Origin of the sequence: Rahnella bonaserana, assembly GCF_019049675.1 — a bacterium.
GTDB classification, from domain to species: Bacteria; Pseudomonadota; Gammaproteobacteria; order Enterobacterales; family Enterobacteriaceae; genus Rahnella; species Rahnella bonaserana.
In genome coordinates this window covers 51,016-77,724 of sequence record NZ_JAFMOW010000051.1, presented here as the reverse complement: position 1 = coordinate 77,724, position 26,709 = coordinate 51,016, and the positions used below count along the sequence as shown (strand labels likewise).

The following is a 26,709-nucleotide window of genomic DNA, read 5'->3' as shown; positions in this document are numbered from 1 at the left end:
GCATTTCCCTGGAAATCTTGCTGTCATATTGTCTCAACGTGTAGATAAGTATTGATAATCAGACTTGTCTACGCATTGAGCAATTATCAGGACAGCAATGATATTTTTATCCTCCCTCGTTTGATAGCCTCTTCATCACGCTCTCTATTTTCGCCAACATCACATGAAGCTGCTTGACCAACGTTGTAAAGTATTTCTTAATCTCATCAGGATCATTTTTGTCGATGGCTTTGTATTTCTCAAGTTGGTTGCAAAGCGCCTCTTCATTGAGTATCTGAGCTGTTCCGGAGAGGCGGTGAATCTTTTTGGCAATCACCTCGGGGTCTTCTTCTACGCGTGCTTGTAGTAGTGTCTGGAGGTCAAATAAAACATCTGATTGAGCTTGCCGCAAAAATTCGTAATAGGCTGCTCTGTCTTTGCCGAAAAGTTCATTTAATGCGGGAAATTCTTCCCGCTGCCGGCGAACAGGGCAGTTGAGAAGCAACTCATTTAACTTTTGCAACCCGAGAGGCTTGAAGGACAGGTCATTCATGCCGGCCTCAATACACCGTCTTCTTTCACTTTCCTGAGCATGAGCGGTAAGGCCGATAATGACTGCCTGGTTATCAAATTTACGAACCGCACTGACAAGTTCGGCGCCGCTCATCTTGGGCATATCGAGATCGGTTATGATCAGATCATAAGAAGTATATTTGATCGCGGCTAATGCCTCCTTCCCATCACCGGCTTCTTCAGCCAGATATCCTAAGATCATCAGCTGTTTTTTCAAAAGCAGTCTGTTATTGCGATTGTCATCAACGATTAATATAGTCAAATCACTCTGCTTTACCGCGCAGGGACAGCATTGTTCTTGTGGCAACTCATACGCTCTGTTCACTCTAAACTTCACCGGGAGCGTCAGCGTAAACGTGCTTCCGACGTTAGGTTCGGAAGAGACCTCGAGCTTACCTCCCATCATGTCGCTGAGATGGCGACAAATGGATAACCCTAACCCCGACCCTGTGAACTTGTTGCCAGACTCCGTCTGACTGAAGGGTAAAAACAGTTTATTTTGTTCTGCGCATGAAATACCCACACCTGAGTCGATCACTGCGACCACCAGTATGGCATGCTCTACGTCCAGATACTCGATCCGGCTGGTGACGCAGACAGATCCCTTTTCCGTAAATTTGACGGCATTACTCAACAGATTGACCATGATCTGACGCAGGGGTTGCGGGGCAAGGTAATATTCAAACGTATCATCGAGTGGTTCAGGGCATGACAACTGGATTTGTTTCTGTTCAACCAGCCCATCAAACATATGGGTTATATGCTCAAACATGAACCCCAATGTCTGCCATTGATTGTTGATGGTGTACTTTCCAGACTCAATTTTTTCAATATCAATGACATCCCCGACAACATCAAGCAATCCAAACGCGACCGAATAAGCCAGTCCGAAATCGTCGTCCTGTGCGTATTTGTGTTTTAAGATCTCGAGAAATCCCATCACTGCGCTCACCGGCGTCCTTATTTCGTGGCTCATTCTGGCGAGGAAAAGCCGTTTTGCCTCATTTGCACGAATAGCATTTTCTTTTTCCGACTGCAGACAATGCAGTAATTTTTTATACTCCGTCATATCTTGCCAGCCGCAAATAAAGGTTGTGGTTGACTCACCATTCCGCCTGAAAGGCACAAACCAATGCTGTACATCCCGCGTTTGCCCACGAAGACCGAGTAGCAGTTCAGTCGTGACAACTACATGAGGAAGCAGACCAGCCTGAAAATGATTTTTAATTTGCGTAAACACCTCAAATAGGGGATGACTGACGGAAATGGTATCAGCGGCGAAATGGGATCCTATGGAATGTATGTAAGCGGCATTAGACTTTAATATCTGTCCATTCAGATCGACCATATACAGGGGGAAAGGAAGCAAGTTAGAGAGTTCATGGCTGTAATTGAGTTGGTCTAAAAGATGTCTTTCAAACACCTTTCTTTTACGCACTTCACGTTGCAGGTACACGGCCCAGACCAGACTGCTTGCGATGAGCAGTAACAAAAAAGCCGAAACACTATAAAATTCCCTACGATAAAGATTCCAAGTATTAATACCTGGGTCTGTAACACGGTTCCACTTATCAACCGAATAGAAAATTTGTTTTGAGGGCACGCTTTCTAACACTTTGTTAATGATAGTTTGCAACTCAGGTTTATTTTTATTGATGGCAAAGGCGATATTTGCCGGGGGAGCGTCGGGGATATCGGCGTAATTCATTGTTCCCCGGAAATAGTGGTCTATAAAAAATCGTGCTGTGACTTTATTCGCAACGGCGATATCTGCTTTATTCTCAATCAGATAAGTCAATGCCTGAGTTGAGCTACCGACAGGAACAAATATTGCCTGTGGGTATTTTTTTTGTAAAAAATGATATAATGCGAAATGGTTAGGTACAGCGATTCTGGTGAGTGTTGCACTGCCGGGCTGGGTTTTTTTATTATGTCGGGATATAAAAACGTAGGGTACTGAAAGATAACTGTTCGAAAAAAGGGCGACCTTCTCTCTCTCAGAGGTTGCCGTAGCAGCCGGGATCATTTCCCATTGACCATTTTTTATCCTATCGGCCATGTCATTTTCAGTATTCACATAATCCACATCAAATTTCAGGCCCGTTTTCAGTGAAATTAGCTGAATAAGGTCACCCGCCACGCCGTTAATATCCTCAGTGGTACTCATCATGGTTAAGGGAGCATAATAAGGGTTAGCTAAAACCTTAATGGTAGGATTATTTTGTACCCATTGTTTTTCTTTCTCTGTGAGAGGCATTTCACCGGCTGTCAGCAGCAACTTATTGGTATCGAGCCAATAATCGAGGAGATTATTTTTTTGTCTTAATGACAGACGATGGCAAAAGTCACTGACTTTAGTGTATAGAGAGGTGTTATGGGAATTGACAAGAAAATACTTTACAGATGCCTGCTTTTCCCACGCTTTTTTTATTTCAAGAGTATGTGAGAAATCATTGGTAAGGTAATACCCTGCATCAAGGTTATTACCAATATACATATCATTCTCTCCGCGTTCGACGGAACTCAATGCAGAATAAATGTTACTAAATTTTTTCACACAAGCTTGGGGGTAGGTCTTTTTGATGAAGTCAGTGTATACGGGATCGGATAATGTGGCGATCCTTTCATTCCCCCTCTCCTCCGGCAAGGATACCAGATGTTGCATGTTGGTAACGGCAACCATCTGCGTTTTTAATATCGGTATTCCTTGATAGAGAGTCTTTTCCGCACGAGAGATTTTTTCAGATGAGTCAGAAAATGATGTCAAAATTATATCTGCCTCTCCATTTCCTAATGCTGTCAGTGCCAGCTCCCTGCTGTTATATATCTTGATTTTGCTTCTTATATTCAGGTGATGTGTTAAAAGTGCAATATATTCAGCATCGAGTCCACGAAAGGCACCATAATTATCGAGAAAACTCGAGGGCATCGTCAGGGGTCGGTAAACCCCTACAGTCAGCGAACCAGGGTTAAGCGGTACCGCTGAAACAGACGGCATGAAATCCAGTTCACTTTTTAATGCCACTTCATTTCCGGCAAATGTTATCCCTGTCCAAAATGCACAGAAAATAAAAATCCAGGGCAGAATATTTTTCATATCAAGTTATATTATTTCTGGCTGCAAAATTCACTAACTCAATTAATGAGCTGCAATCGAGTTTTTGCATCAATCGAAATTTATAAGTGCTCACAGTTTTAACATTAATTTTCATGGTTTGTGCCATTGTACCAATGCTCATCCCTTTCAAGAGATAATGCAATACCCTAACCTCTTGCTCTGATAAGCTTTCAATCTTTGTTTCTTCTGAAGATATATGTCCAACAAAACTATTCAAAATGAAGGGGAAATAACTATATCCATTTCTGGCCGCGTTAATTGCGCCGATGATATTATCTATGCCATTCTTTTTGCTGACAAAACCATTCGCTCCTGTTGCCAGACACTTTTTGCCGTAGAAGACATCATTTTTAGCTGAAAAAGCAATGAGGATACTGTCAAGCCCAGCGATTCTGGCAGACCCAATCACTTCCAGGCCACTGATCCCGGGCATATCGATATCAATAATGGCAATGTCTGGCCTCATCTTCAGCAGTTGCCCAAGTCCCTCCTCGCCCTGTCCACACTTATTTATCACATCTATACCATTTTTATTGAGCAACGTTTCCAATGCCAACATTGCCATAGGGTGATCGTCGATTATGATGGCCGTGTCGATGCGTGTGGAATGGGCATTTCCCCCACCCCGCAGCTTGCAGTTACTCTCTGTACTCTCATTAATTTGTGACATATTCAGTCCGGATTATTACGGCAACCTTTTGGCAGCATTCCCAACGCACGCAGACTTTATTCCGTAGGCGCTTGCGCGTTAAAAAGGTTTACAGTTGGGAGGATCATTTGCTGATACAGTTCCCTTTCATTTATTTCATCGATATCCTGAGAACTAGGTATTTCTTCCTCAACAAGAACCTCCGTCTGGCAGGTAATACACGGTGCCTGAGCTTCAGCTTGGTCAACCTCGATTGGAGGAGCTGATGCAGCATCTTCTCCTTTGCCCAGCCCACGACTCGTTAATGCTTGGATGCTTTCTTGCGCTAATACGTCACCTTGATGTGCAGCCAACGTGAGCCATTCGAGTGCAAGGGCATAATCCCGCGGTCCGCCTTCACCTTCTCCAAGCATAATGCCCAGACTATATTGAGACAGCATATGGCCGCCTTCGGCTGCTTTGCCTAACCATATCCGTGCCTTTTCCGGAGACATATCGACATCCTTACCCTCTCTGTATGCAATCCCCAGCCGATATTGTTCTTCTGGTGTACCCTGCTCGGCGGCAGCGCTAAACCACTTTTCGGCCTCCGCCTGGTTTTTTTGAACACCCAGGCCATTGCTGTACATCACGCCGAGATTGAACTGCGCGTCTTTGTAGCCACTGTTTGCAGCCCGGATAAACCAGCGAAAGGCTCGTTGATAATCCTGCAAATTTGCACTCCCATCCGCGCTCAGCACCCCAAGATTGTAGGCCGCTTCAGCATCTCCTTGTTTTGCCGCTTCCATCAACCAGCGCTGCGCCAGTTCGAGGTTACGCGTTTCTCCCTTGCCGGAGGCATACATGACGCCCAGCCTGACCTGGGCACGCACATCTCCGTTTGCAGCCGCAGACTGTTCATCTGTTCGCAACGTCTCTGCGTTGACTGACAATGTCGGGAGGAGAAAGAAGACGGTAAGCCACCCCATCACTACGATTTTCTTTTTCATTACTTTTCTCTCTAATAACAATAGGGTGGAAACTGATAATCCGTTATTGCTTCACAGGAATCGTGACATCATTCGCCATACGAAAACCGTATCGGCTTAAAGGCGTCAGCTTTAGCGCTTTCACAGTTCCTTCCACATTCACAGTTTTTACCTCGCCAGAACGAAGATAGAACTGGCCGATCCCATTCCCTTTACCATCCGGTAATGTCGTGAAATTAGGCGACATACGAATGACCTGTTGTCCCTTGTTGGTGAGGGTCAACTGGTTACCGGTTTGCTTGACCGACATGTTTTCCCAAGGTTTCTGACTCTCAACCATTCCTTCAGGGATCACCAACATCGCGACTTCCTGACGTATAGGCATCTTAGTGACATTTTGTTTCGCCGCGCCTACCCCCTGAAATGAAGCTTTGAGCAGCAATTCATGCGGGACCGCGGTACCTTTTTTGAGTACAAAGTTAATTTGCTGACTTTCCTCAGGTTCAATACGGATGATAGGGGGAGAGACCAAGATATCTTTAGCTATAGGTTGGTCGCCTGGAATGTCCTCTACCTGTGTGGACAATAAGATAGGCTCCTTCGACATGTTCTTCACACTAAAGACCTTACGGCCATCGCCGGCATCGAGGATCACGGTCATTGTTTCCAGTTGGAAACTGGCATGAACAACAGGCGTAGCCAGAAGGGTGGCGAGGGCAAAAATCACTTTTCCGGCATGGCGTTTAGTTTGTTGCACTGCATAAAACGGATTAAACATGAAAACTCCAGGGGTTGGTTTACTTACAATACGCATCGGCTTCTTCGTAAAGCGCGTTAGGGTCAAAATATTCAGGAACTTTAAAACTCAGACGGCAATCACTCTGGTTGGGAATACGAAGAAAGAGCTGTTTATCAATTTGATCGTTACTTAACATTAGATTGCCCTTACCCATCACCACTCCGGCGAGCACACCTTGCTTATCCAGCGCGCTCGCACCTGTAGGGGCCATTTCACCATTGAGCATCTTGACAGTGAGGAGAAGTTGCTTGACCACGGCGGCTTTGATTTCGCGTGTGATGACCGTCCCCCGGGAAACAGCGACGTCAAAGGAGGTACTTCCCAGGCGAACATTTAGCGGCAAGTCTTTCGTGTTAAGCTGTATGGTGGTTTTCTTGTTCACCGGCATTGAGGGTATCGCTGCCGTGCCAAAATGATTGGTGATGGTTGTGCCGCTGCCCATGGCACTCACTCTTACGCCGGGCTGTCCGGGCACACTCACAATCCCAAAAGTGTCGCTGAGGGCATAAGGAGACGTGGCGAATAATCCGTCGGCATACGCGGTGGCGCCTGAAGCAGAAAACATCATGGATCGGGAACTGTCATCCCCCCACGTTCCGTTGGCAGATAACTGGCTGTAAGCAGTTGTTGCCCGTACTGAACCGTTAAGACGACTTTGATCCCCATTATGACTGGCACCCACAGAGTAGCCCCAGAGGTCATCCGGATTATGAGAAAAGGTGGTAGTGTAGTTATTTTCACCCTGATAACGCTGCATCTGGCTGCTCAAGGAGGAGCGTCGTCCAAGCGGCACTGACGCACTCAGGAACACACGATTATCCCTGTCACTGGCGGCCTGGAAACTGAGATTCATGGTGACAAGACTAAATTTTCGACCGTAGCTGAGGGTATGCAACAGGGTGGCCTGTTTCTCGCCGTAAAACTGGTTGTAACCAAGCCCATATCCAAATCGTCCCCACACTGCATCAGCCCAACTGAGGGAGAGGGACGTCGAGGTCGAAATACCGGTATCCTGTGTTTGCCAGTTCTGCACCTCTTCTGTCTGAGTTTTAGGCTCACTGCGTTGCAACGACGACTCAAGCGTTGGATATTGCGCACTGCGCATCAGCGTGGTGAGTCCCAGAGAGATTGATCCGAAAGCCAGTCCCAAACCCGTGTCTACCTGCAACCCTTGCTCATTCCGGCTCCTGGCTCCCGTCATCCCCACTCCGACGGTTACAGGGCGATCCCCTGACCAGTAAAGATTGATCCGGCTACCCGCGGCCTGATAGAGGCTAGAGAGTTGGGTCCCACCTGAGAACTGCGCCCCCCCAACAGAGATGTCCCCTTCACCACTGACAAACAGCGGTTTATCGCTATCGTTTCCGCTGCTTCGGTCACGATAGGTTCCTAGCGCAAACTGATAGCTGAGGGGGCCTCTTTCATTTTTGTTAAGCGTTGAGGTATTGACCTGGAATCGTTGCGTCTGGCCATCATTTTGCAAAATGCTCACATCAAGCGGCTGTCCGCTTGTGACACCATTTATTCGATCTAACTGAAATGGACCGGCTGAGACTAAGGTGCGGTATAGCAGACGCCCGTTCTGACTCACTTCGACCGTCGAGGGGGCTTGTGTCAGTCCGGTTATAGGCACTAACAAACGCCCCCCATCTTGTGAGGCAGCGTCGCTAAAGAGCTGCAAACCATTGAGCGGGGTGCCCCCAAACTGGGCTCCCTGCGTATTAATCTGCCCCATCTCCAGAATCGCTTTTAAGGGTTCAATAGCACGGCTTAGGGTCGTCTCGTTGAATTCGTATTTAGAGCTGTCGTTACCCGATGTAAAGCTGCTGTTGTTTCGCAAGACCCAGTTGCGCAGGTTCATCCCCGTTTCAAACTGTCCCTGATAGAACTGCTGCGAATCACGGTTTTGCATACGCATGCCGTAGACACGGTAATTGTTGAGCAGAGCAAATCCACCTGAGGTGAGGTTGCTACCACGTAATTCATCGTCAAAAGCCTCTTCCGGCACGACAACATCAATGCTGAACCTGGCTGGATGGGGCGTGATACGTGCCTCGGGGATCAGCGTATTCAACGCGACACATCCTGGCCCTTGAGGTACAGCTTTTAAACGTAACAGTTTCAGCAGTTCAGGTGTGGCGCAGACCTGGCCGTGGTCGCCCGTGGTAATGGTGGTGGAATAATTACCAGCACCGTTGACATTCATCACGACGTCATGCTGACCGGGATAAAATTGATTGCCGTTTTTGAAAAATTGAGCGACTTCTGGGCCATAACCCAGAGACTTCAGGGAATCCAGATCAAAATCAACTACACCAGTAGATTTGTTGACGGAGTCAATTTCACTTGACCGCGCAGCCGTCGCCCCTGACAGGGCAATCAGAATTCCGATAACGAGCGGAGAATAACGCATAATAAAGACCTGCCAGATTCCTTCCGGAGGAAATTAGCTTTCGCCACATCCAGAATAATTACTAATGAATAATCAAATACCAAAAGAGAAAATCATCTCAGCCTGACCATTAAGCTCAGCCCCATTAACCAAAGGACCATTGGTAAACTGCAAACTATTTAACAAAGGAGAAACTGTAATATCAGCAAAAAATAATTTCCCATTGCTGGCTTCACCATTACTTTCCGTCCATCCATAATATTTTTCGGTTGAGACATCCCATTTGGCGGCCGGTACCCCGGGGACGGACGCATCGCTGGTTTCATAGACCTTGGCGGATTTACCATCAATACTGGCATTGCTCAGAGTGATTTGATATTGCCCCAGATAACCTCGCCCGTTGACCATGCCCAGGCCAAATTGGGTACTGTCTCCTGCTGATGCACTGTTACTCTGGATATCCCGCACCTGAAGAATCAGCGTTGTCGGTGCGTCACACACGACTGCCCACCGTCTTGTCATCGGCGGTAGCGATGTGGTTTGCTGCAGGTGAAACTGACTGGCATGAAGCTGTGCGTAAGCATATTCTCCCCCATCCGGGGCCTGAATATCGCAAGAAGGTGCGGCTTGTATCTCAATGGGCGGGATCTCCATTTGAGCAACACTTCGCGCTTTGGCGTTTGCAGATGTCCCGATGACTAAAAGAGTCAAAAGAATTTGCACAGACCAGCGGTAACTGAAATGACATATTAATTTAATGGTAATCATGCATATAGACCTGCGTTTTACTCAGCGACAGAGGGTAAGGTCGCGTGACTCACGTCGGAGAAACAAATAGCGTTATTCTTGTACGAGTTATCTTGAAGGGATAATACTCTTATAAGACTTACATTCTATGAGAATGCCATTTCAATCTGGTAAGGGATTTCCTACTCATGTAGGGAATTCCAACATAAGGCGAGAATAGATTTAGCGAGAAAGCCACCCAGAATTTACTAGCCCGGGTGGTGCAAATCAATTACAAGAAATTTTATTAAACACCGAAATTAAAGGTCAACATGACATTGCCGGTATAGTCAATACCATCTGAAATATCAACACCCTGCTTTTCAAGTTCATCTTTGGATAAGATATATGTAGTGCTCCAACCATAGTTTATTGTTGTTTTATTAATTAGTGATGCCGAGAACTCTTTTGCCGAAATTAAGTCAAGCTGAGATGAATCCACAAATTTTTGCTGTGTTTTAGTCCAGCCGTTGGTAGCGTCTTTTATCATCCAGTGTTCGCCAGCCCACGTACCATTATCATTAGTACCATCATTGGCCCGAGAGAGATAAGCTGCGTTACCATCCGCCTGAACATCAGACCACGCGTATGATATTCCACCGATAGTTTTATCGGGAGCATTCACATCTACTAGATTGAACGAATGAGCCCTAAAGTTGCTATTCATCCCAGGAGGCTGAATAAAAGGATTCTGATACGTATCCGTCGCCTTAAAGGTCAGATAGGTTGCAGCATCACAATCTACGGTTAGCGTGTTAGAAATGCTAGGCAGGCCGTTATACCCCGCTGACTGAGGAATCACCGAGGGAGATACCGCCCCTAGGTTATAAATCAAATCCGCCTGGTCACCGCCGTTGACCGTACAGGTTGGCGGCTTGATGTCGCCGTTGATTTTCAAATTCGCCACCGGTGCCGCCGTCACGCATGCACTGGCCAGCACGGAGGCCACTAAAATCCCAAGGGTTTGCTTATTCATATTGCTTCCATCATCGTGTTTATTATCAAATTAACCCGCCCTCTCAGGCAGGTTCGCAAGAATGACAGGCTTAGACACCGAAGGCGAACGTCAGCACCGCGTGGCCGTCCAGCTGTGCCGTGCCGTCGCTGCTCTTCATGTCCGCGTTGAGCGTAGGCTGTACTGCGAAGTCAGCGGCAAACACCTGAGCGGCGGCCAGTGTGTCTTTGTCAGTCGCCCAGGACACCGTCTGCGTTTTATCGATAACGCCACTGGTCGCGTAAGTACTGCCAACCAGAACGCCGACTGATGTATCCGCGGCACTTTCATTCGCTTTGACCGTCGCATTTTCCATGGTTACTTTGTAAAAACCGACCTTGGTGTCGTCGCCATACAGACCCAGACCAAAGTTGGTGTTACCGGCGGTCAGCTCGGTACCCGCGCGCTCATCGGTGGCGTTGAAAGCCAGATAGGTCTGTGCGTCACAGACCACCTGAATATTTTGAGACTGCGGTGCCATAGTCAGGTTGCCACTCGCCGGGAACAGACCCGGAGAGACATCAAAGGTGTACAGCACGTCGGCTTCATCTACGCCGTTAACCGTACAGGTCGGCGGCGTGATGCTACCGGTGACTTTGAGGTTAGCAACCGGCGCGGCAAAGGCAGAGCTGGCAACGGCGGTCAGGGCGAAGGCTAACAGGGATTTCTTCAACATGGGGTTTATCTCACTAAGTGTAAAAGGCACGCGCCTCCTCCGTCCAGGAGGAAACTACAATCCGCCGCAAAGGGCGACGGTAAGCCGCGCATAATAGAGAGAGGTAAAGCAGACAGATATCAGAGGGCATTTACAAGCAGGGAAATGATTACCTACAGGCGTAGGCTGACTCATAAAATAATGAAACAAATCAATAGGTAAATTTATGAAGAATGGGTACTGATTTCGTTTATAACTTTCATAACCACTCTTTCTAACGTATCAAACTGACTTATCACAACGTCAGTCTTTGAATTGTATACCGCCATGGATTCAAAAAACAAAGCTGCGTCTATAATAGGTTTAATATTAAGCAACTGTGCGGCACCATAAATCTTGTGAGTGGCTTGTCGGAGTGCGTGCAAGTCATGGGTTTCAACAGCTGATTTCGCTGCAGCAATATCCTTTAAGGTTTCGCTTTGGAATGTTATCAGTATCTTATTGACTAAATTAGGGTCCTTTTGCGCATTTTCGAAGATTATAGATATATCAAAATATTCATTAGGAACCCTTGGAGATAATGAGAAAGATAACTCTTCAATGGACTTTTGTAATAACCTTCTGTTAATGGGCTTAAACAAACACTTATTCATTCCGGCTTCAAGACAGGATTGAGTATCATTGGCTTGTACGCTGGCCGTTAACCCCCAAATCGCCATTGAACTGTTGAACTTGCGGATTTCACGGGTAAGTTCTAGGCCACTCAGTCCTGGCATATGCAGATCGGTAATGAGCAAGTCGTAATGTCTGCGCTTCACCTTGCGCAATGCATCTTTGCCATCAACGGCGGTTTCAACATGATAGTTTTGCTCGTCAAGCTGACGTTCTAATAATATCCGATTGGTAGGGTGATCGTCGGCAATCAAAATATTAATCAACAGATGGGGATTTTTGCCCTCTTCGTCCTCCACTTCAGGTTCAAAGTGGGTATGCCTGATCGCAACGGGAAATGATAACTCGACGTGTGTTCCCTGCCCCTTAACGCTTTCAAAAATAATATTTCCTGACATCATGGAGATGAGCTTTTTGCAAATGACCAGCCCCAATCCTGAACCACTAATTTTTGTGCCATTTACTGCCCGCTGATATTTTTTAAACAGCTTTTCCTGCTCGCTGTCAGAAACGCCACATCCTGTATCAGAAACTGAAATACCTAATCGAAATTTATCTGAGGATTCAGTTATGATGTTTGACACAATTTCAACACTTCCAGTATCTGTGAATTTTACAGCATTGCTTAAAATATTACTGTAAATTTGCCTGAACGCCTGAGGGTCAATAAATAAATCAATCTCACCATTAAATCCATGCTTTAAATTCAATGATATATTTTTTATTTTTGCTTCGGCTTCAAACGAACGTGTCGTCTCATTAATCAACTGAAAGAGGTCAACCCATTGGGGTTCAACTGAGTAATTTCCGCTTTCAATCTTATCCATATCAAGTACATCCCCTATCAATCCAAGTAGCGATCGCGCGGATGTGTAAGCAAGGGCCAAGGCTTCAGTACTTTCAGATTTAGTAAGGCGTCGGTTGGTTAATAATTCAAGAAATCCTATAACTGAACTTACAGGCGTTCTGATTTCATGGCTCATGTAGGCTAAAAATTGACTCTTTGCTTCAGTGGCGTGTATCGCTTTATTTCTTTCAGCTTCCAGCTCGGCGATAAGATTTTTCGACTCAGTCACATCCTCCCATCCGCAGATATAAAAATCATCCTGTGCAACTAAGTGTTGGCAAGCGGCAATCCAATGTGAAACCTGTCTCGTTTCCTCACCCTGGCGTATAACCATTTCTTGCGTCACCATTTTTTCGTTGATATTGCTGAGAATAAAATGTTGTAATTGTAAAAAAACTTCATGTAATGGAGATTGGTCATCGGTTAATGTATGGGGGACTACTCGCTTAGAGCGTTCTGTGAAAAAGAGCCTAAAGGATTCATTGTAACTAAGGATCTCCCCGCGCGGGCTTACCAGATAGACTGGTAAAGGCATAGAGTCTGTTAATGTCTGCCTAAATTTCAGAAGATTTTCTAAATGCTGCTGGTGTTTTATCTTCCTTTGGATATTCTTTTGTAAAAATATCCACCCTGTTAGCCCAATGATAAACAACGACAATGATATAAAAACAAGAAAATAGATTTCTTTTTTATACAATTCCCATGTGGATATTCTTATCTCAGGAGTTTGCAACCATTTTTCCGTAATCCTTGAAATCTCGCTTTCCGGAATGTTATTTAATACCTTGTTTAATATACTTTTAAATGCCATGTTATTCTGTGGAAAAGCGAAACTTATAGACGCATCACTTATATCGGGTAAAATAGAATAATATAATACATTAGAATAGTAATGCTCAATCATAAAACGAGCCGTAAGTTCGGTAGTTACTACTGCATCAAGCTTACCTTCAGCAACCGATTGTAGTGATGAACTGGAATTATCGACAGTGATCCACTGAACCTCAGGATAACGGTTCCTCAGCTCTGCTTCCTGTGCGTAATGTGAAGGCATACCTACCTTCATTTTACGCTCTAAGTCTTTTATTTTTAAAGTTTTTTTATCTAACTTTGAAACAAACACCACAGGCGAAGTGAGAATTGTATCACTAAATGCAATATGCTCATTGCGGAATTCATTGAATGTGGCAGCCAGGATGAGGCTATTATTTTTTATCTCTGCATCTTTAAATAGTTGCTTGTTAGAACTCACATCCATGATATCAAAATCAATCCCGGTTTGCAGATGAACAATATTGAGGATGTCGCCCATTATCCCTCTGACAGTCCCATTATCATCCAGTAATGTAAAAGGAGGGAAATACGGATTTACCAGTACTGGGAATTTTTTATTTTGTTTTATCCAGTTCAACTCTTCCATTGTAAAACGGCAATTTTTTTGCGTGAAAAAGCAGATATCACCACCGATCCAGTTTTTTAGAATTTGGGTTCTGATATCATTGCTCAATGACGCAATAAAACGCTCAATCAATCTTGCTTGCAAAGGTTGATTGCTTTTAGAAATAAAGTGGGTTTCTGCCACCGGCTCTCGATAGTTTTTTATTAAATTTAGAGAGTTTGGAAAAGACTTAGACATAAATGCGGCTATAATTAAACCATTCCCAAAAAAATAGTCTGCTTCATTATTATCTACTTCTGATATGGCCTGATAATTATTTTTGAAGGATGTGATGTTTGCATTCGGAAAATGTTCTTTAATGAAACTATCAGATGGGCTATTCCCTGCTCTGGCTACGCTCACATGATGATTGCTACCAGAGGGAAGCATGGTGTTTTTTTTTGAGGAAATGAGCGCTGGAGAACTGCTCAGAATTGGCGATGATTTCAGATATTTTTCATTTTCCAACTCCATCTCAGTAAAAGATGATAGAACCATATCGGCTTGATTACTTTCCAATGCAGCAATTGCCTTTTCTTGCGTAGGATATTCATGAATAATGACCTTCAGTTTCAGTGACGTTTCCATTAGATGGAAATAATCTGCCAATATACCCTGAGCACGTGAAGATGAATCTTTGGAAAGTAACGTTGAGATTTCAAAAGGAGATGTAGCAATTATAAAATTCTTTTTATGCTCAACCCAACGTGACTCTTCTTCATTGAGATCAATCCTGTTTGTATAAGTTAAATTGCTATTTTTTATTTGACTGTAGGATACATATACACCCTCAGCATAAGCATTTGATAATGCCATTATTGAAAAAACAGAAAAAACCCATAGCACAATACGCATCGATCTACCCTATATTATTATCTTTAGAGAATGCAAAGAGCTCTATAAGTGAATTACAGTCTAACTTTTCTAATAGTCTTTTCTTATAGGTGCTAACTGTTTTATTACTGAGTTTCATTTTATCCGCAATTTTATTGTTATCTACACCCTGGAGAATATAAAGTAAAACGTTGAATTCCTGGAGCGACAACGAGTCTAGCCTTTCCTCATCTGACGACCTTTTCCCAATATATTGTCCTAAAAATAACGGGAAATAGCTGTAGCCATTTTGTGCAGCAGTGACGGCACCCATAAGGTTGCTCAGACCCTCTTTTTTACTCACAAAACCACTTGCCCCCGCTTCTGAACTGCGTCTGCTGTAAAACCGTTCATTTTTGGACGACACTACAATGATAATGCCTTCATAGCCTCTCTTTCTTAGACGTTCAAGTATTTCCATTCCATTTACAATAGGAATATCTATATCAATTACCACCAGATCAGGATTAGTGGATTCTACCGTTAGTATCGCAAACTCACCGTCCTCCAACTCCTTTATGACACTAAACCCACTGTTTTCCAACAACATTTTAATAGCAAGACGAGCCATTGGATGGTCGTCAATAACAATTGCTTTCATAGCTATACCTTAGTATCCATTCTTTACAACTTACGTTTGTACACGGAGTATGCATGAAGGTTTCTAAATGTAACTGACACAGCTTGTTGAATTTTCATTTTTCACCGTATATAAATCGGTGCCCCGGACCCAAAATCCTGCTCCATTCAGAAACAGAATTCCGGCATGATAAACACTCCTCTGAACGGAGGTGGTGCCGATGAAAAAGTCACGATTCACCGAAGAGACAGATTGTCTTTTCCCTAAAGCAAGCCGAGCTGGGCATCTGTACCGGATGTCTGCCGTTGGCAGGCCATTTTCTGATGCCACGTAGAGAACGTGGCATCAGAAATACGGCGGAATCTCCCCTTCTGAACTCAAACACATGCGGCAACTGGAGGAGGAAAATCTGCGGCTGAAGAATTTGGTTGCAGATCTCAGCCTCGACAAGGACTTAACTAATTGATTCAGCACTGTGAGTGCTCCTCTTTATTCATATGTTATCCACTTTTCCACAGCTCAGATCCAATAATAAGATCCTATATAGATCATATAATAGATCAAAAGAGATCCCCGCACCTTCGCAAGCCGCGTTCTATAAGGCCTCAAGGCACATTCCTAACCACTATGATAAGTAATTTAACCACTGTAAAGGGCATAAAAACCGCTATAGACAGTATTCTAACTTCGCTGGTGAGTGGTTCAAAACCACTACAGTGAGTAAATTAGCAATCGAGCTGTGGATAGTGTTCTTGCAAAATGATTTTTTAAGCCACTGAAATTTAAAATTAATCCTTAAGGTGATTGATGTAGTAAAAATTATGCTCACAGTTTATTCAAAGGGTAGGTTCTCGGTTGTGATCACTGCTTAGATCTTTATCGACAAACTTAACGCTCTGTTTTTAAAGTTATCCTTTGCTTCGATCCAATAATAAGATCCTTATAGAACCTATAAGACCCAAAGAGATCCCCGCTCCTCTGCAGACTTTGTCCTATCTGGGAAAAACTAAGATCGTTAACCGCTGTAGTCAGTAAAACAACCACTGTGAAAAGCAAACTAACCACTATGACCTGTGGTAAAACCGCTATAGTGAGTGTTAGTATCCACTGTATTGTGTATTACGAGTCTCTTATCCACATTCCTTGTGAGAGCTGATAATGTCTGAAAATGAGCCTAAAAACATAGAGATAGCAAAAGCTTTCTCTGAAACCGATAAGCGAACGGGTGAACTTGTTACTCTGGTTCCTAACAGCAATAACACTGTTCAGCCTGTAGCATTGATGCGGTTGGGCTTATTTGTACCTACTTTGAAGTCTACTGCCCGCGGCCGTAAGGGTCAGATGAATTCAATGGATGTCACTTCTGAGCTGAAGCAGCTGTCGATTGTGAAGTCTGAAGGATATGAGAACATTAAGATCACCGGTGCACGGCTTGATATGGACAACGATTTCAAGACCTGGGTTGGGATCATCCATGCTTTTGCCAAGCACAAGGTCCTGGGAGACTCTGTATACCTGCCTTTCGTTGAGTTCGCTAAATTATGTGGCATTCCCTCAGCACGCTCCTCAGCGAAGCTCAGGGCGCGTCTGGAAGCCTCTCTTGAACGTATCGCAACTAACACGTTGTCTTTTTCGAACAAAGAGGGGGACTATTACGTTACCCACCTTGTTCAGTCAGCAAAATACAGCCCGAAGAAGGACGCCGTAGAGCTGCAGGCAGATCCGAAGATTTTTGAACTTTATCAGTTCGATAAAAAAGTTCTTCTCCAGCTTCGTGCCATCAATGAACTCTCCCGCAAAGAGTCTGCTCAGGCTCTCTATACGTTCATCGAAAGTCTTCCGACTGATCCCGCTCCGATTTCCATGTCCCGCCTGCGTGCTCGTCTTAATCTGACATCACGAGCAATCACACAGAACGCAACTGTTCGTAAGGCGATGGAACAACTTAAGGCTATCGGCTATCTCGATTATACGGAGGTCAAACGTGGTAAAACTGTGTACTTCTGTATCCACTATAGGCGGCCAAAATTGAGGCCTGCTCAGATCCCTACGGGTATTGGTGACGATGTCTATGACGTCCGGGACGATGAAAATATCATTGATGTCCCCGCTGAGAAGGATAGCGATTCGGCAGCGCCGCGTGAGATGGTTATGCTGACCAAAGAAGAGCTTGAGTTGCTTGAACAGCTTCGCCAGGCGAAGAAATAGTTTCATTCCCCTGTCATTCCCTGAAGCCGAAAGTCTGCTGAAAGTTGATAGCAGGCTTTTACCTTAACCACTGTGGTAAGCAAGCCAACCACTGTAGTGAGCAGACTATCCACTGCAAACAGCAAGCCGGGCATTATAAAATTCAGCTAACCACTGTCGTCAGTAATATCTACTCACTGTAGTGGTTATTTACTTGTTTCGACATTACCCCCCTAGTAGTCACTAACCCGCAATCCTATATAGCCGCTGAGTCAGTGGTCACTAACTTATGACGATCTGTCGCTATTTGCTCTCTGTAGTGGTTAATACTCATCATAGTGGTCGTTACTGACTACAGTGGTTTTTTACTCACTCTAGTGGATAACACTCGCTGTAGTGGTTGCTACTTACCATAGTGGATATATGCCCACTCAAAGAGAATGCTCTCCATAGTGGATGTGTAAAATGCCTAGTTGTAGGTAAGCGATTGTTGTAGGGGGGATTTGAGACACTGTCACTTCTGCTGTGATACTCGTGAAACACTCCTTATGAGATCTCTTAGGCACTGTGTGCTGGCACTTATCCTCAAAACGGTTTGATCAACTATTTTGGGCGCTTAGCAGTGCCGCTATTTGAAATCCTCTCAGCATGTGTACCGTCTATATATATCGATGTGCTTTCCCCTGACAGAGAATTCGCAGGCGGCATCGATGACATCCCTATTGGCCGTTATAACGTCGCTCCCGGGACGCGCGTGCTCATACTCAATCACCGCGATGATAAAATCTTTCTCGATCCTGTTAAATGGGGCTATCAGCCCGCCTGGGCAAAAGAATCAAAGCGACCACCGATGATTAACGCGAGTATAGAGACAGTGGCAACGAGCAGGATGTTCAGACCCCTGTTCGAACATGGCCGTGCGTTAGTGATGGCCGATGGCTGGTATGAATGGAAAAAAGACCCTGTTGATCCGAAAATTAAGCAGCCATACTTCATCTACCATAAATCACATTCTCCCTTATTTTTTGCTGCGATAAGCCGTTTTCACCCTGATGCCTTAGAGGTCCCGGAAGATGATGGCTTTGTGATCGTCACAGCTGCGAGCGACGAAGGGCTACTGGATATCCATGACCGCCGGCCACTGGTATTAGAGCCCTCAGATGCACTGGAATGGTTAGACTGCGATACTTCCCCGCAGCGCGCTCTTGAGATTGCGCAGATGCAATCGGAACCCCCTTCTGAATTTCAATGGCATCCGGTAAATAAAAAAGTTGGTAGCATACGAAATAATGGTTTCGAGCTAATCGAGCCTATTGGGGATCCAATAATTTAAAGTTTGACGCGCATGAGTTCACTGAAGCGTGTTGTATATGCGGGAGAGAGCATCTGACGCTTCATTTCCCAGGATTTTTGCACGCCCTGGCCAGCGAACCACACCCGCCCTTTCCCGCTATGATTGATTTCATCGAGAACCGCCATGAGCTGCTCACTATTTGAGCGCGGCTGGTACTCGTCGAAAAGACCCAACTGGGCGACACCCTGGCTGTAAAAATCCCCCAGCATCACGCCGCATTTCTGAAAGCGATGGCCATCTTGCCAGATTGCATCCAGACATTTAGTTGCCGCAGCCACGATATCCCTGGTGTCCTGAGTAGGTATCTGAAGCTTGGTTCCCGCCGTTTTACCGTAATAGACTTCATTCACAGCAAATGGACTTGTTTTGATGAATGCAGAGATATGCCGGCAGTATTGATGCTCACCCCGGAGTTTCTCTGCAGCCCGCACGGCATGACTACATATCGCTTCGCGCATCAGATCGTATTCTGATACGCGATCACCGAATGACCTTGAGCAAACGATTTGTTGTTTGGTCGGTGCGAACTCTTCCAGTTCTAAACACGGTTCTCCACGGAGCTCCCTTACCGTACGTTCAAGCACAATGTTGAAGTGCTTGCGGATCAGAGGAGTTGGGGTATCTGCAAGCTGCAGGGCAGTTTTAATCCCCATATCATTTAACTTTTTCGAAATCCTGCGTCCGACACCCCAGACTTCCCCGACTTCAACGAGTGCCATCAGTTTTCGTTGACGTGCCGTCAGCGAAAGGTCAACAACGCCACCCGTCTTTGTCCATTTTTTTGCGCTGTAATTGGCTAATTTTGCTAAAGTTTTGGTGGGTGCAATGCCGACACCTACAGTGAGTCCGGTCCACTGGAGAACTTTGGCTCGCACTTCCCTTCCGAACTCCTCCAGATCCTTGCAGTTACTGACTCCCTGCAAATTCATGAATGCCTCATCAATGCTGTATATTTCTACAGCCGGAGACATCTCCTCTAACACCGTCATTACCCGTGTGCTCATATCTGCATAGAGCGCGTAGTTACTGCTGAATGTCACGATCTTATGCTGCTCGAAAAGCGCCCGCATTTTGAAGAACGGATCGCCCATCTTTATACCGAGTTTTTTTGCTTCGGCGCTGCGTGCGATTACGCAACCATCGTTGTTACTTAAAACCACGACAGGCCTTCCCTTCAGGTCAGGCCTGAAAACAGTTTCACAGCTTGCATAAAAACTGTTCACATCAGCCAGGGCGAACATTACTGAAATCCGTTGATGCTGAAAGTCACCACGCCAAACACTTCCAGTTCATCTCCGCCGTCATGCAACACAATGGGAGGGAAGTCCGGATTCATTGGCACCAGCTGAACAACCGGGTGTAAGCAGAGGCGCTTAACAGTGTATTCACCTGCAAGTGAAGCAATGATGATATCGCCGTGCTTTGCCTGCAGGCTCCTGTCCACAACAAGCATCGAACCTTCGTAAATGCCCGCATCTACCATACTCATCCCTGTGGCCATCACAAAGTAAGTGGCGGCTGGATGATTTATACAGAGCTCGTTTAAGTCAATGCCCTTCTCAATATAATCCTGCGCCGGCGAGGGAAAACCAGCCTGAACTTTATCTTGAAAGAAAGGGGTCAGCAGCTTCAAAGGCTCAGGTGTTGGGTAAAAGACATTCATGATTGACACTCACTAAATACTGTTTATGTATACAGTATAATCATGGGTTCTTTAGCTTGTGAAGGGCTGATGCTTAGAAAAGTCTTAGGCGCCTGATCAGCAAGGAAACAAAAATTGTGCCCCCCTATTCCTCCAGTTCCCAACGCACCCTCTGTCTTACTTTAAATATTTCTGGAATATGACGGAGCTTTTTCTCACTGATGCAGTCATGGGGGATTAAATTAAAGTGGTATTTCTTACGCATGCATACGGAGGGTTCTTGTTGATGAGATGTAGAACTTGATGCCTGGACGTACTCTCTGCCGGCAATGTTCTGGTTAGAATCTCGCGGTTCGACTTAATTTACTCTAAGCCCAAAGTATGCGGTTAGGGCTCAGGTCGGCAATTGCTTTATAGTTAACTTTATGTTTAAAAAGGATAAAATTTATTCACTTGCGAAGTTACGCCGTAACTATTGTTTATTGAAGAAAAAAGTCATATGAATAAGTATTACTTCATACATAATAATTACTCGATAATACTTCACATATATATTTTATGAGTTATCATTTAGGAAATGCTACTTTCGATATCACAGGTGACAAATGATCACGATTATTGGATGCAATAAAGGCGGTGCTGCAAAAACAACAACGGCCATCAATCTGGCGGTTGGTCTGGCTCTTCGTGGAGACGACGTTTGTCTCGTCGATGCAGATGTTCAGCGTTCCGCTTCCAGATGGTATGCAGAGCGCGAAGCCTCAGGCATCACTCCATCCATCACCCTGATTGAAAAACGAGACAACATTTCCCAAACGCTGAGAAGCCTGGATGAAAAATTTGCTCATGTCATCGTGGACGTTGCGGGACGCAATAGCCGGGAGTTGATCACGGGGGGTACCGTTGCTCATCAGATTATCGCGCCTCACCAGTGTTCACAGTTAGACCTGGATACTATGGTTGAACTTCAGCAGCAGCTGGAAAGTATGCGCGATTTGAATCCTGAGCTTAAGGCCTACTGTTATCAAAGTATGGCAACGACTAACCCGCTGTTGCAGGGTAACGAACGACATGAGTTTCTGGAGTATGTGCGTGAGTTTGAAGGGCTCATTCCCTTAGCCGCCACAGCATGTTACCGGAAGGTTTACCGTGATGTTATGTCAGAAGGTAAATCTGTACTCGAGACATCTAACGAAAAAGCCAAGGCAGAAGTTCTGGCATTGCTGAATGAGGTATTTTAATGGCCTTAAAAAAACCCGCATTTTCAAATCGCCGAGTCGTAACAGAAGCTGAAGCTGACGCTCTGGCTAACAGACTGGCCGACCGACCTTATGGTGACGAAAAAGTTGTTGCTGAACCTGCTCAGGAAATTCTGACTAGGACAACTATCTCTTTACCTCAGAACACGCTGCGAGAGATTGAAGATCTTGCTCTGCATAATAAGCGTAATGGTATTAGCCCGAAAAGCGTAAGTGCAATCATTCGTGATGCCCTGGATACTTACCTTAAAAAGGTTTGATACCAAGCAGCATTGGTAACCAAGCGGCTACCAATGCCGTTTTGAATAATCTCAAACATTTCCTTAGCCACCGTGTTCCTTACTGCCTTCTCTCCTTTCCAACGTCTCCCATTGAGCCCAACGTTTCAAGAACACTCTAAATCCAAGGTATCGGATTCATTTCTGAGTGGGTTTAATCATTATTAGGTAATAAATATCAAGTAATAAATCACACTTAACACTGTCCTCCTATGGCTTAGATTATTTGTGAAATACCAAGTATGAAATGTGAGATGTGATTTTTAAGTTAAGGCATAACAAACTACATTACTGAATAAATGATATTTCATACCTCACACCTCACACTTCATAAGTGAAACATCCTATCGATTACTGCACTTCTCCGAAAAACGTTGAAGGCATGCCCGTCTTTGTATGATTTACTCAGGGCGTATGTCACAACACATAAGTGTGAAGTATTAGTTGTTACTTCACCAATTTTTTATTGTTTATACACTATCAACAATTCATACCTATGCAATATGAATTATTACATCATACTTCCTAACTCCTAACTCCTAACTCCTAACTCCTAACTCCTAACTCCTAACTCCTAACTCCTAACTCCTCAGTGACATTTACCATTAGCTTGAAAGGATACTTATCCATAGAGAACAGCATGGGAGACATTGCGAAGTCGAGTGTCTATGCAATCATGCTGATAGAGAGGTATTAAAAGTTCAAAAGTGTTATTTATGAATTCACAATTCACAATTCACAATTCATAATTCATGCATGTGATTAATGCGTGGTGTCGGGTTGATTCTATGGCGGGGGACTTGGGCGTGCGCGTGAGGTAGAGCTCATGACCATGGTAAACGTGTTAATGAATGATAATACTTACTATTTCATAATTATTATTTATGATTAAAAGTATAGCTTTCTGTATTACGTAGCACTTCATAATTTATAATTCACACTTCATATTTACTATTTAACATTTTTTAAGTTCTCTGTGGTGTTTTGCTGAGAGAATAAAATGCGTTCAAATAATGCATGAGGATTCTTAGTGAATAACAGTAAACGGCGCGATAGGCATTGCTGAGGTTGGTTCTTTTTGAACAGAGTTTCATTCATATACATATATAAGTAAATTGCAGTTTCGGAAAATCAGGGGCAGGGCGTCACCTTCGGCACGGCTGTCGTGAACAGAGCCAGGCTGCCTGTCTCTGCCCTTCGGGCTTCCATCCTGACGCAAAACCACGCTTACAGCGGCCAACGGCCGCGCCGCTTCACTGGCCTGCGGTAAAGCAGCAGGCCGCTGTCGGGCAACGGCGATTCGCTGCCGCTCGTCGTCGTTGCGGTGGTATCCGCTACGTCCATCTATGGTGCCGTCTCTCCAGTTAAGCCCCTCTCGCCGGGGCTGACCAAAACACAGCCGCTGTCGTCCGTCCAGGGTAAATAAACGCCCCCAAAACTTTTCCTCGTACCTCCGAAAACTTTCGTGTTCGCCCCGGACGTTCGCCCTCGTCGGTGTTTTTTTACGCCCTTGCGGCGGAGGAACTCTACTGGAGATGTGGTTACACCCAGCCAGAAATCCAGCCGGATACCACAAAACGTCAAGGTCGCGACAAAGCGAATCTTACCGAAGATATGGGCTAAAAGCCCTGAAAGATAAGGAAAGTCATCATGGCAGAACGTGGAATTAACAAAGTCATCATCGTGGGTAATTTAGGTCAGGCACCGGAAATCCGTTACATGCCAAACGGCGGCGCGGTCGCCAGTCTGACGCTGGCCACGTCCGAAAACTGGCGTGACAAAGCCACCGGCGAGCAGCGCGAAAGAACCGAGTGGCACCGTGTGGTCGTGTTCGGAAAGCTTGCTGAGATAGCCGGTGAATACCTGACCAAGGGCGCAAAAGTCTACATCGAAGGTCAGTTGCAGGCCCGCAAATGGCAGGACGCGCAGGGCATCGACCGTTACACCACGGAAATTGTGGTCAAGGCAAACGGCACGATGCAGATGCTGGGCAGCGCACAGGGCAACCGTCAGTCGGGTGACGCAGCGGGTTCACTGGCACCGGCAAATGCGCCGTCTCATTCCGGTGAGCCTGCAGTTGACCCGAAACCAGCAAAAGCCACGCGCGTCAAAAAATCCACCAAAACGGCACCGGCGCAGCAATCCGCACCGCAGGGGGGAGAATTCCCGCCGGTTGATTTTGACGATGATATCCCGTTCTGAAGATGACCTTAGACATTAACCGCCCCGTATTTGCGGGGTATCACAAGGAGTACCGAGTTATGGAAAACCACGATCACGTTCTGCTGCCGGAAGACACTTTTACCCGCCAACAGGCTGAAGCCGTTGCAGATGCTTACGAGAATATCGCGATCGAGGACGATCAGGGCACGTATTTTCGCATTGTCGTTCGCATTGACCGGCAGATGGTGTGGCGGGCGTGGGATTTTGAGCCTGAAGCAGGGGCTGGTCTTAACAGATAAATCATCAGATGTGGTGTGAGAAAGCAGTAAGGCAGTGAAGTGAGGTGCCGGACGGGGAAAACGTCCGGCAGACAAAATCAAAACTTACGAGGTATCAATTATGTCAGTAGCCGAGTCTAAAGCAGTTTCTAAAGCGAGTAAATCCACAAAACGTCCTAAAAATACCGCCGTTAACGAGGCCGTTGAGCAGGCGCTGGCGAATACGCCGGTCCAGATGGTGCCGTTCAGCCAGCTGTCTCTGTCTCCGCTGAATGTGCGTAAAGCAGAGCCGGATGCGGCAAAATTGCAGGAACTGGCCGGCAGCATCAGAGCCGTGGGCGTGTTGCATAACCTTATTGTTCACCGCCTGCCTGATGGCCAGCTGGGTGCCGCCGCCGGTGGACGCCGTTTTCGTGCGCTGAGTATCCTGCTGAACGAGGGGGCGATCGCACCGGATTACGCCGTGCCGGTGAAAACCGTCAGCGATGACGTGGCAGAGGTGGTATCAGCCATCGAGAACTTCCAGCACGAAAGCATGCATCCGGCTGACCAGATTATGGCATTCGCCCGCATCAGTGCCAGCGGCAAAACGGCAGCAGAAATCGGTGGCCTGATGGGGTACAGCACCCAACACGTCCAGAAATTCCTGCGCCTTGCAGGGATGGTACCGGCGTTGCTTGCTGAACTGGCGGAAGACAAGATTAACGTTGACCAGCTGCAGGCACTGTCTGCCTCTGAAGACCACGAACGCCAGCTGGACGTCTGGAAAAATGCTTATGGTTATTATCGCAATCCGAAAGAGCTGCGTGAGGCGGTGCTCAGAGGCGAAGTCTCTGCGGAAGGTCACCGCCTGCTGGAATTCGTCGGGCGGGATGCCTACGAACAGGCGGGGGGCGGGTTCCGCTTTGACTTGTTCACGGACGAAGGATTTCTCACCGATACCGTTCTTCTCGACACTTTAACCCGCCAGAAACTCACCGAAGTCGCGGGCGGTATCGCACAGGCAGAGGGCTGGAAGTGGTCAGAGGGACGAACTGACGGCATAAGCACCTACGGCGACGACGCGCAAAAATACCTGTTACTCAACCTGCCTCACGGTGAACTGACCCCCGAGGAAAGTGCGCGGTTTGATGCGCTGGATAAGCAGCTGGAGGCATTATCTGAGCAGGACGACAGCGATGACGCAGACCACGACGCGCTGGAACAGGCCGCTGACGCCTGTCAGGCCGAAATGTCTGCCATCGAAAAAGCCGCCGAGAACCGCGCATGGACTGACGATGTGCGTGCTAACGGCGGGGTGGTCGTCTTCCTGAGAGGGAACGTTATCAGCGTGCGCCGTGGCGTGATGCTGCGAAGCGATATCCCTGAAGTCGAGAAAAAAGCCGGTGTGAACAACACCATTGCCAGCATCCGCACTGAAGACAGCACATCGGAAATGCCGCAGGCGAAACAGTTGTCGGCTGTAATGGCAAAAAGCCTCTCCAGTGAAAGAACGCTGGCAGTACAGGCTGCACTGGCAGAACAACCGCAAATGGCTTTGGTGATTTTTGTCCATGACTGCCTGAAATCTACTTTCGACCACCGGTCTTATAACCCGTCGACCCTCAAAGTAACACTGCATGCCAAAACCGGACTGATGCTCGACAATGCGCCGACGTCTGCCGACGGTCTGGCCATGCAGCACCTTACTGCGATGCACGATACGTGGCAGAAACTGTTGCCACAGGACTGGCATAAAAGCTGGGACTGGCTGCTGACGTGGGACACGCAGGCGCTGATTAATGTAATGGGCTATTGCCTTGCCAGAACGCTCGACGGTGCGTCAGAACGTCTCAGCGACAAAGATGGCAAGGCGGGTAAAGACCTCGAGCCGGTGGAAAACCTGCTGGGCTTCACGCTGCGTGACTGGTGGCTGCCGACCAAAGCCAACTTCTTTGGGCGCATCAGTAAGGAGCAGATTGCTGACAGCCTGTCACAGGCGGGGCTGGACGGTGCATCACGCGACGCACTCAAAATGAAGAAAGCCGATGCGGCTGAACTGGCTGAAGAGAAAATCCTGCTGACCAGCTGGGTACCTGACTGTCTGCTGCCGGTCGCTGCCCCAATCGCGTTACCGGAAAGTGACGCGGTCACTGCGACTGATGCCGGAGGGCCGGAAACCGACGCAGAAGCCACCGCAAACGCCTCTGAATCTGACAACATTGCCGCCTGACAGGAGATGCCGC

At 46.3% G+C, this 26,709-nt stretch carries 19 protein-coding genes and 1 pseudogene; 8 read left to right on the top strand and 12 right to left on the bottom strand.

The window, feature by feature from the left end; genetic code table 11:
• Positions 1 to 106: 106 nt before the first annotated feature.
• From J1778_RS03765 to evgA (J1778_RS03720), 10 genes are all read right to left on the bottom strand, one after another.
• On the bottom strand, positions 107 to 3,649 hold the full coding sequence (locus J1778_RS03765; protein WP_217172053.1) for an ATP-binding protein: 3,543 nt from the start codon (positions 3,647 to 3,649) through the stop codon (positions 107 to 109).
• 1 nt (position 3,650) lies between these two features.
• Positions 3,651 to 4,340: an acid-sensing system DNA-binding response regulator EvgA gene (evgA, locus tag J1778_RS03760; protein ID WP_217172052.1), complete on the bottom strand. Its 690-nt coding sequence runs from the start codon at positions 4,338 to 4,340 to the stop codon at positions 3,651 to 3,653.
• Positions 4,341 to 4,396: 56 nt separating this feature from the next.
• Positions 4,397 to 5,308, bottom strand: coding sequence for a tetratricopeptide repeat protein (locus J1778_RS03755; RefSeq protein ID WP_217172051.1), 912 nt, complete (start codon positions 5,306 to 5,308; stop codon positions 4,397 to 4,399).
• A 43-nt stretch (positions 5,309 to 5,351) separates the two neighbouring features.
• Positions 5,352 to 6,065 carry a fimbria/pilus chaperone family protein gene (locus tag J1778_RS03750; protein WP_217172050.1) on the bottom strand — a complete coding sequence of 238 codons (714 nt, stop codon included), beginning with the start codon at positions 6,063 to 6,065 and terminating at the stop codon, positions 5,352 to 5,354.
• Positions 6,066 to 6,084: 19 nt separating this feature from the next.
• The gene (locus J1778_RS03745) at positions 6,085 to 8,499 is read right to left on the bottom strand and encodes a fimbria/pilus outer membrane usher protein (RefSeq protein WP_217172049.1); all 2,415 of its coding nucleotides are present in this window, start codon (positions 8,497 to 8,499) and stop codon (positions 6,085 to 6,087) included.
• A gap of 72 nt (positions 8,500 to 8,571) precedes the next feature.
• Positions 8,572 to 9,246, bottom strand: coding sequence for a DUF1120 domain-containing protein (locus J1778_RS03740; protein ID WP_217172048.1), 675 nt, complete (start codon positions 9,244 to 9,246; stop codon positions 8,572 to 8,574).
• A gap of 265 nt (positions 9,247 to 9,511) precedes the next feature.
• A complete protein-coding gene (locus J1778_RS03735) occupies positions 9,512 to 10,240 on the bottom strand; it encodes a fimbrial protein (protein ID WP_217172047.1) in 729 nt (242 codons plus the stop codon).
• Between the two features lie 70 nt (positions 10,241 to 10,310).
• Positions 10,311 to 10,934 (bottom strand): DUF1120 domain-containing protein, encoded by a 624-nt coding sequence (locus J1778_RS03730; protein WP_217172046.1) that lies wholly within the window; start codon positions 10,932 to 10,934, stop codon positions 10,311 to 10,313.
• A gap of 203 nt (positions 10,935 to 11,137) precedes the next feature.
• Complete coding sequence (locus J1778_RS03725) at positions 11,138 to 14,725, bottom strand: response regulator (RefSeq protein ID WP_217172045.1); 3,588 nt, start codon at positions 14,723 to 14,725, stop codon at positions 11,138 to 11,140.
• A gap of 4 nt (positions 14,726 to 14,729) precedes the next feature.
• On the bottom strand, positions 14,730 to 15,344 hold the full coding sequence (gene evgA, locus J1778_RS03720) for an acid-sensing system DNA-binding response regulator EvgA (protein ID WP_217172044.1): 615 nt from the start codon (positions 15,342 to 15,344) through the stop codon (positions 14,730 to 14,732).
• A gap of 199 nt (positions 15,345 to 15,543) precedes the next feature.
• On the opposite strand from evgA (J1778_RS03720), the pseudogene J1778_RS24840 reads away from it, so the two are divergent.
• The 3 genes and pseudogenes from J1778_RS24840 to J1778_RS03705 all read left to right on the top strand — a co-directional run.
• A pseudogene (locus tag J1778_RS24840) lies at positions 15,544 to 15,774 on the top strand (transposase); the annotation flags it as partial.
• Between the two features lie 707 nt (positions 15,775 to 16,481).
• Complete coding sequence (locus tag J1778_RS03710) at positions 16,482 to 17,531, top strand: RepB family plasmid replication initiator protein (protein ID WP_217172043.1); 1,050 nt, start codon at positions 16,482 to 16,484, stop codon at positions 17,529 to 17,531.
• A gap of 616 nt (positions 17,532 to 18,147) precedes the next feature.
• Complete coding sequence (locus J1778_RS03705; protein WP_217172067.1) at positions 18,148 to 18,843, top strand: SOS response-associated peptidase family protein; 696 nt, start codon at positions 18,148 to 18,150, stop codon at positions 18,841 to 18,843.
• On the opposite strand, the gene J1778_RS03700 is transcribed toward J1778_RS03705, so the two are convergent.
• Together J1778_RS03700 and umuD are read right to left on the bottom strand one after the other, a co-directional pair.
• Positions 18,840 to 20,105 carry a Y-family DNA polymerase gene (locus J1778_RS03700; protein ID WP_217172042.1) on the bottom strand — a complete coding sequence of 422 codons (1,266 nt, stop codon included), beginning with the start codon at positions 20,103 to 20,105 and terminating at the stop codon, positions 18,840 to 18,842. The two genes, J1778_RS03705 and J1778_RS03700, sit on opposite strands and share 4 nt — an antisense overlap.
• Positions 20,105 to 20,527, bottom strand: a complete 423-nt coding sequence (gene umuD, locus J1778_RS03695; protein ID WP_101079546.1) for a translesion error-prone DNA polymerase V autoproteolytic subunit — start codon at positions 20,525 to 20,527, stop codon at positions 20,105 to 20,107. The genes J1778_RS03700 and umuD overlap by 1 nt, the downstream gene beginning before the upstream one ends.
• Before the next feature lie 584 nt (positions 20,528 to 21,111).
• Here umuD and J1778_RS03690 point away from each other — a divergent pair.
• From J1778_RS03690 to J1778_RS03670, 5 genes are all read left to right on the top strand, one after another.
• On the top strand, positions 21,112 to 21,747 hold the full coding sequence (locus J1778_RS03690) for an AAA family ATPase (protein ID WP_217172041.1): 636 nt from the start codon (positions 21,112 to 21,114) through the stop codon (positions 21,745 to 21,747).
• Complete coding sequence (locus J1778_RS03685; RefSeq protein ID WP_217172040.1) at positions 21,747 to 22,025, top strand: ribbon-helix-helix domain-containing protein; 279 nt, start codon at positions 21,747 to 21,749, stop codon at positions 22,023 to 22,025. The genes J1778_RS03690 and J1778_RS03685 overlap by 1 nt, the downstream gene beginning before the upstream one ends.
• Before the next feature lie 1,668 nt (positions 22,026 to 23,693).
• Positions 23,694 to 24,245, top strand: a complete 552-nt coding sequence (ssb, locus tag J1778_RS03680; RefSeq protein ID WP_217172039.1) for a single-stranded DNA-binding protein — start codon at positions 23,694 to 23,696, stop codon at positions 24,243 to 24,245.
• A gap of 59 nt (positions 24,246 to 24,304) precedes the next feature.
• On the top strand, positions 24,305 to 24,505 hold the full coding sequence (locus J1778_RS03675; RefSeq protein ID WP_217172038.1) for a DUF905 family protein: 201 nt from the start codon (positions 24,305 to 24,307) through the stop codon (positions 24,503 to 24,505).
• Between the two features lie 100 nt (positions 24,506 to 24,605).
• Positions 24,606 to 26,696 carry a ParB/RepB/Spo0J family partition protein gene (locus J1778_RS03670; RefSeq protein ID WP_217172037.1) on the top strand — a complete coding sequence of 697 codons (2,091 nt, stop codon included), beginning with the start codon at positions 24,606 to 24,608 and terminating at the stop codon, positions 26,694 to 26,696.
• Positions 26,697 to 26,709: the final 13 nt, after the last annotated feature.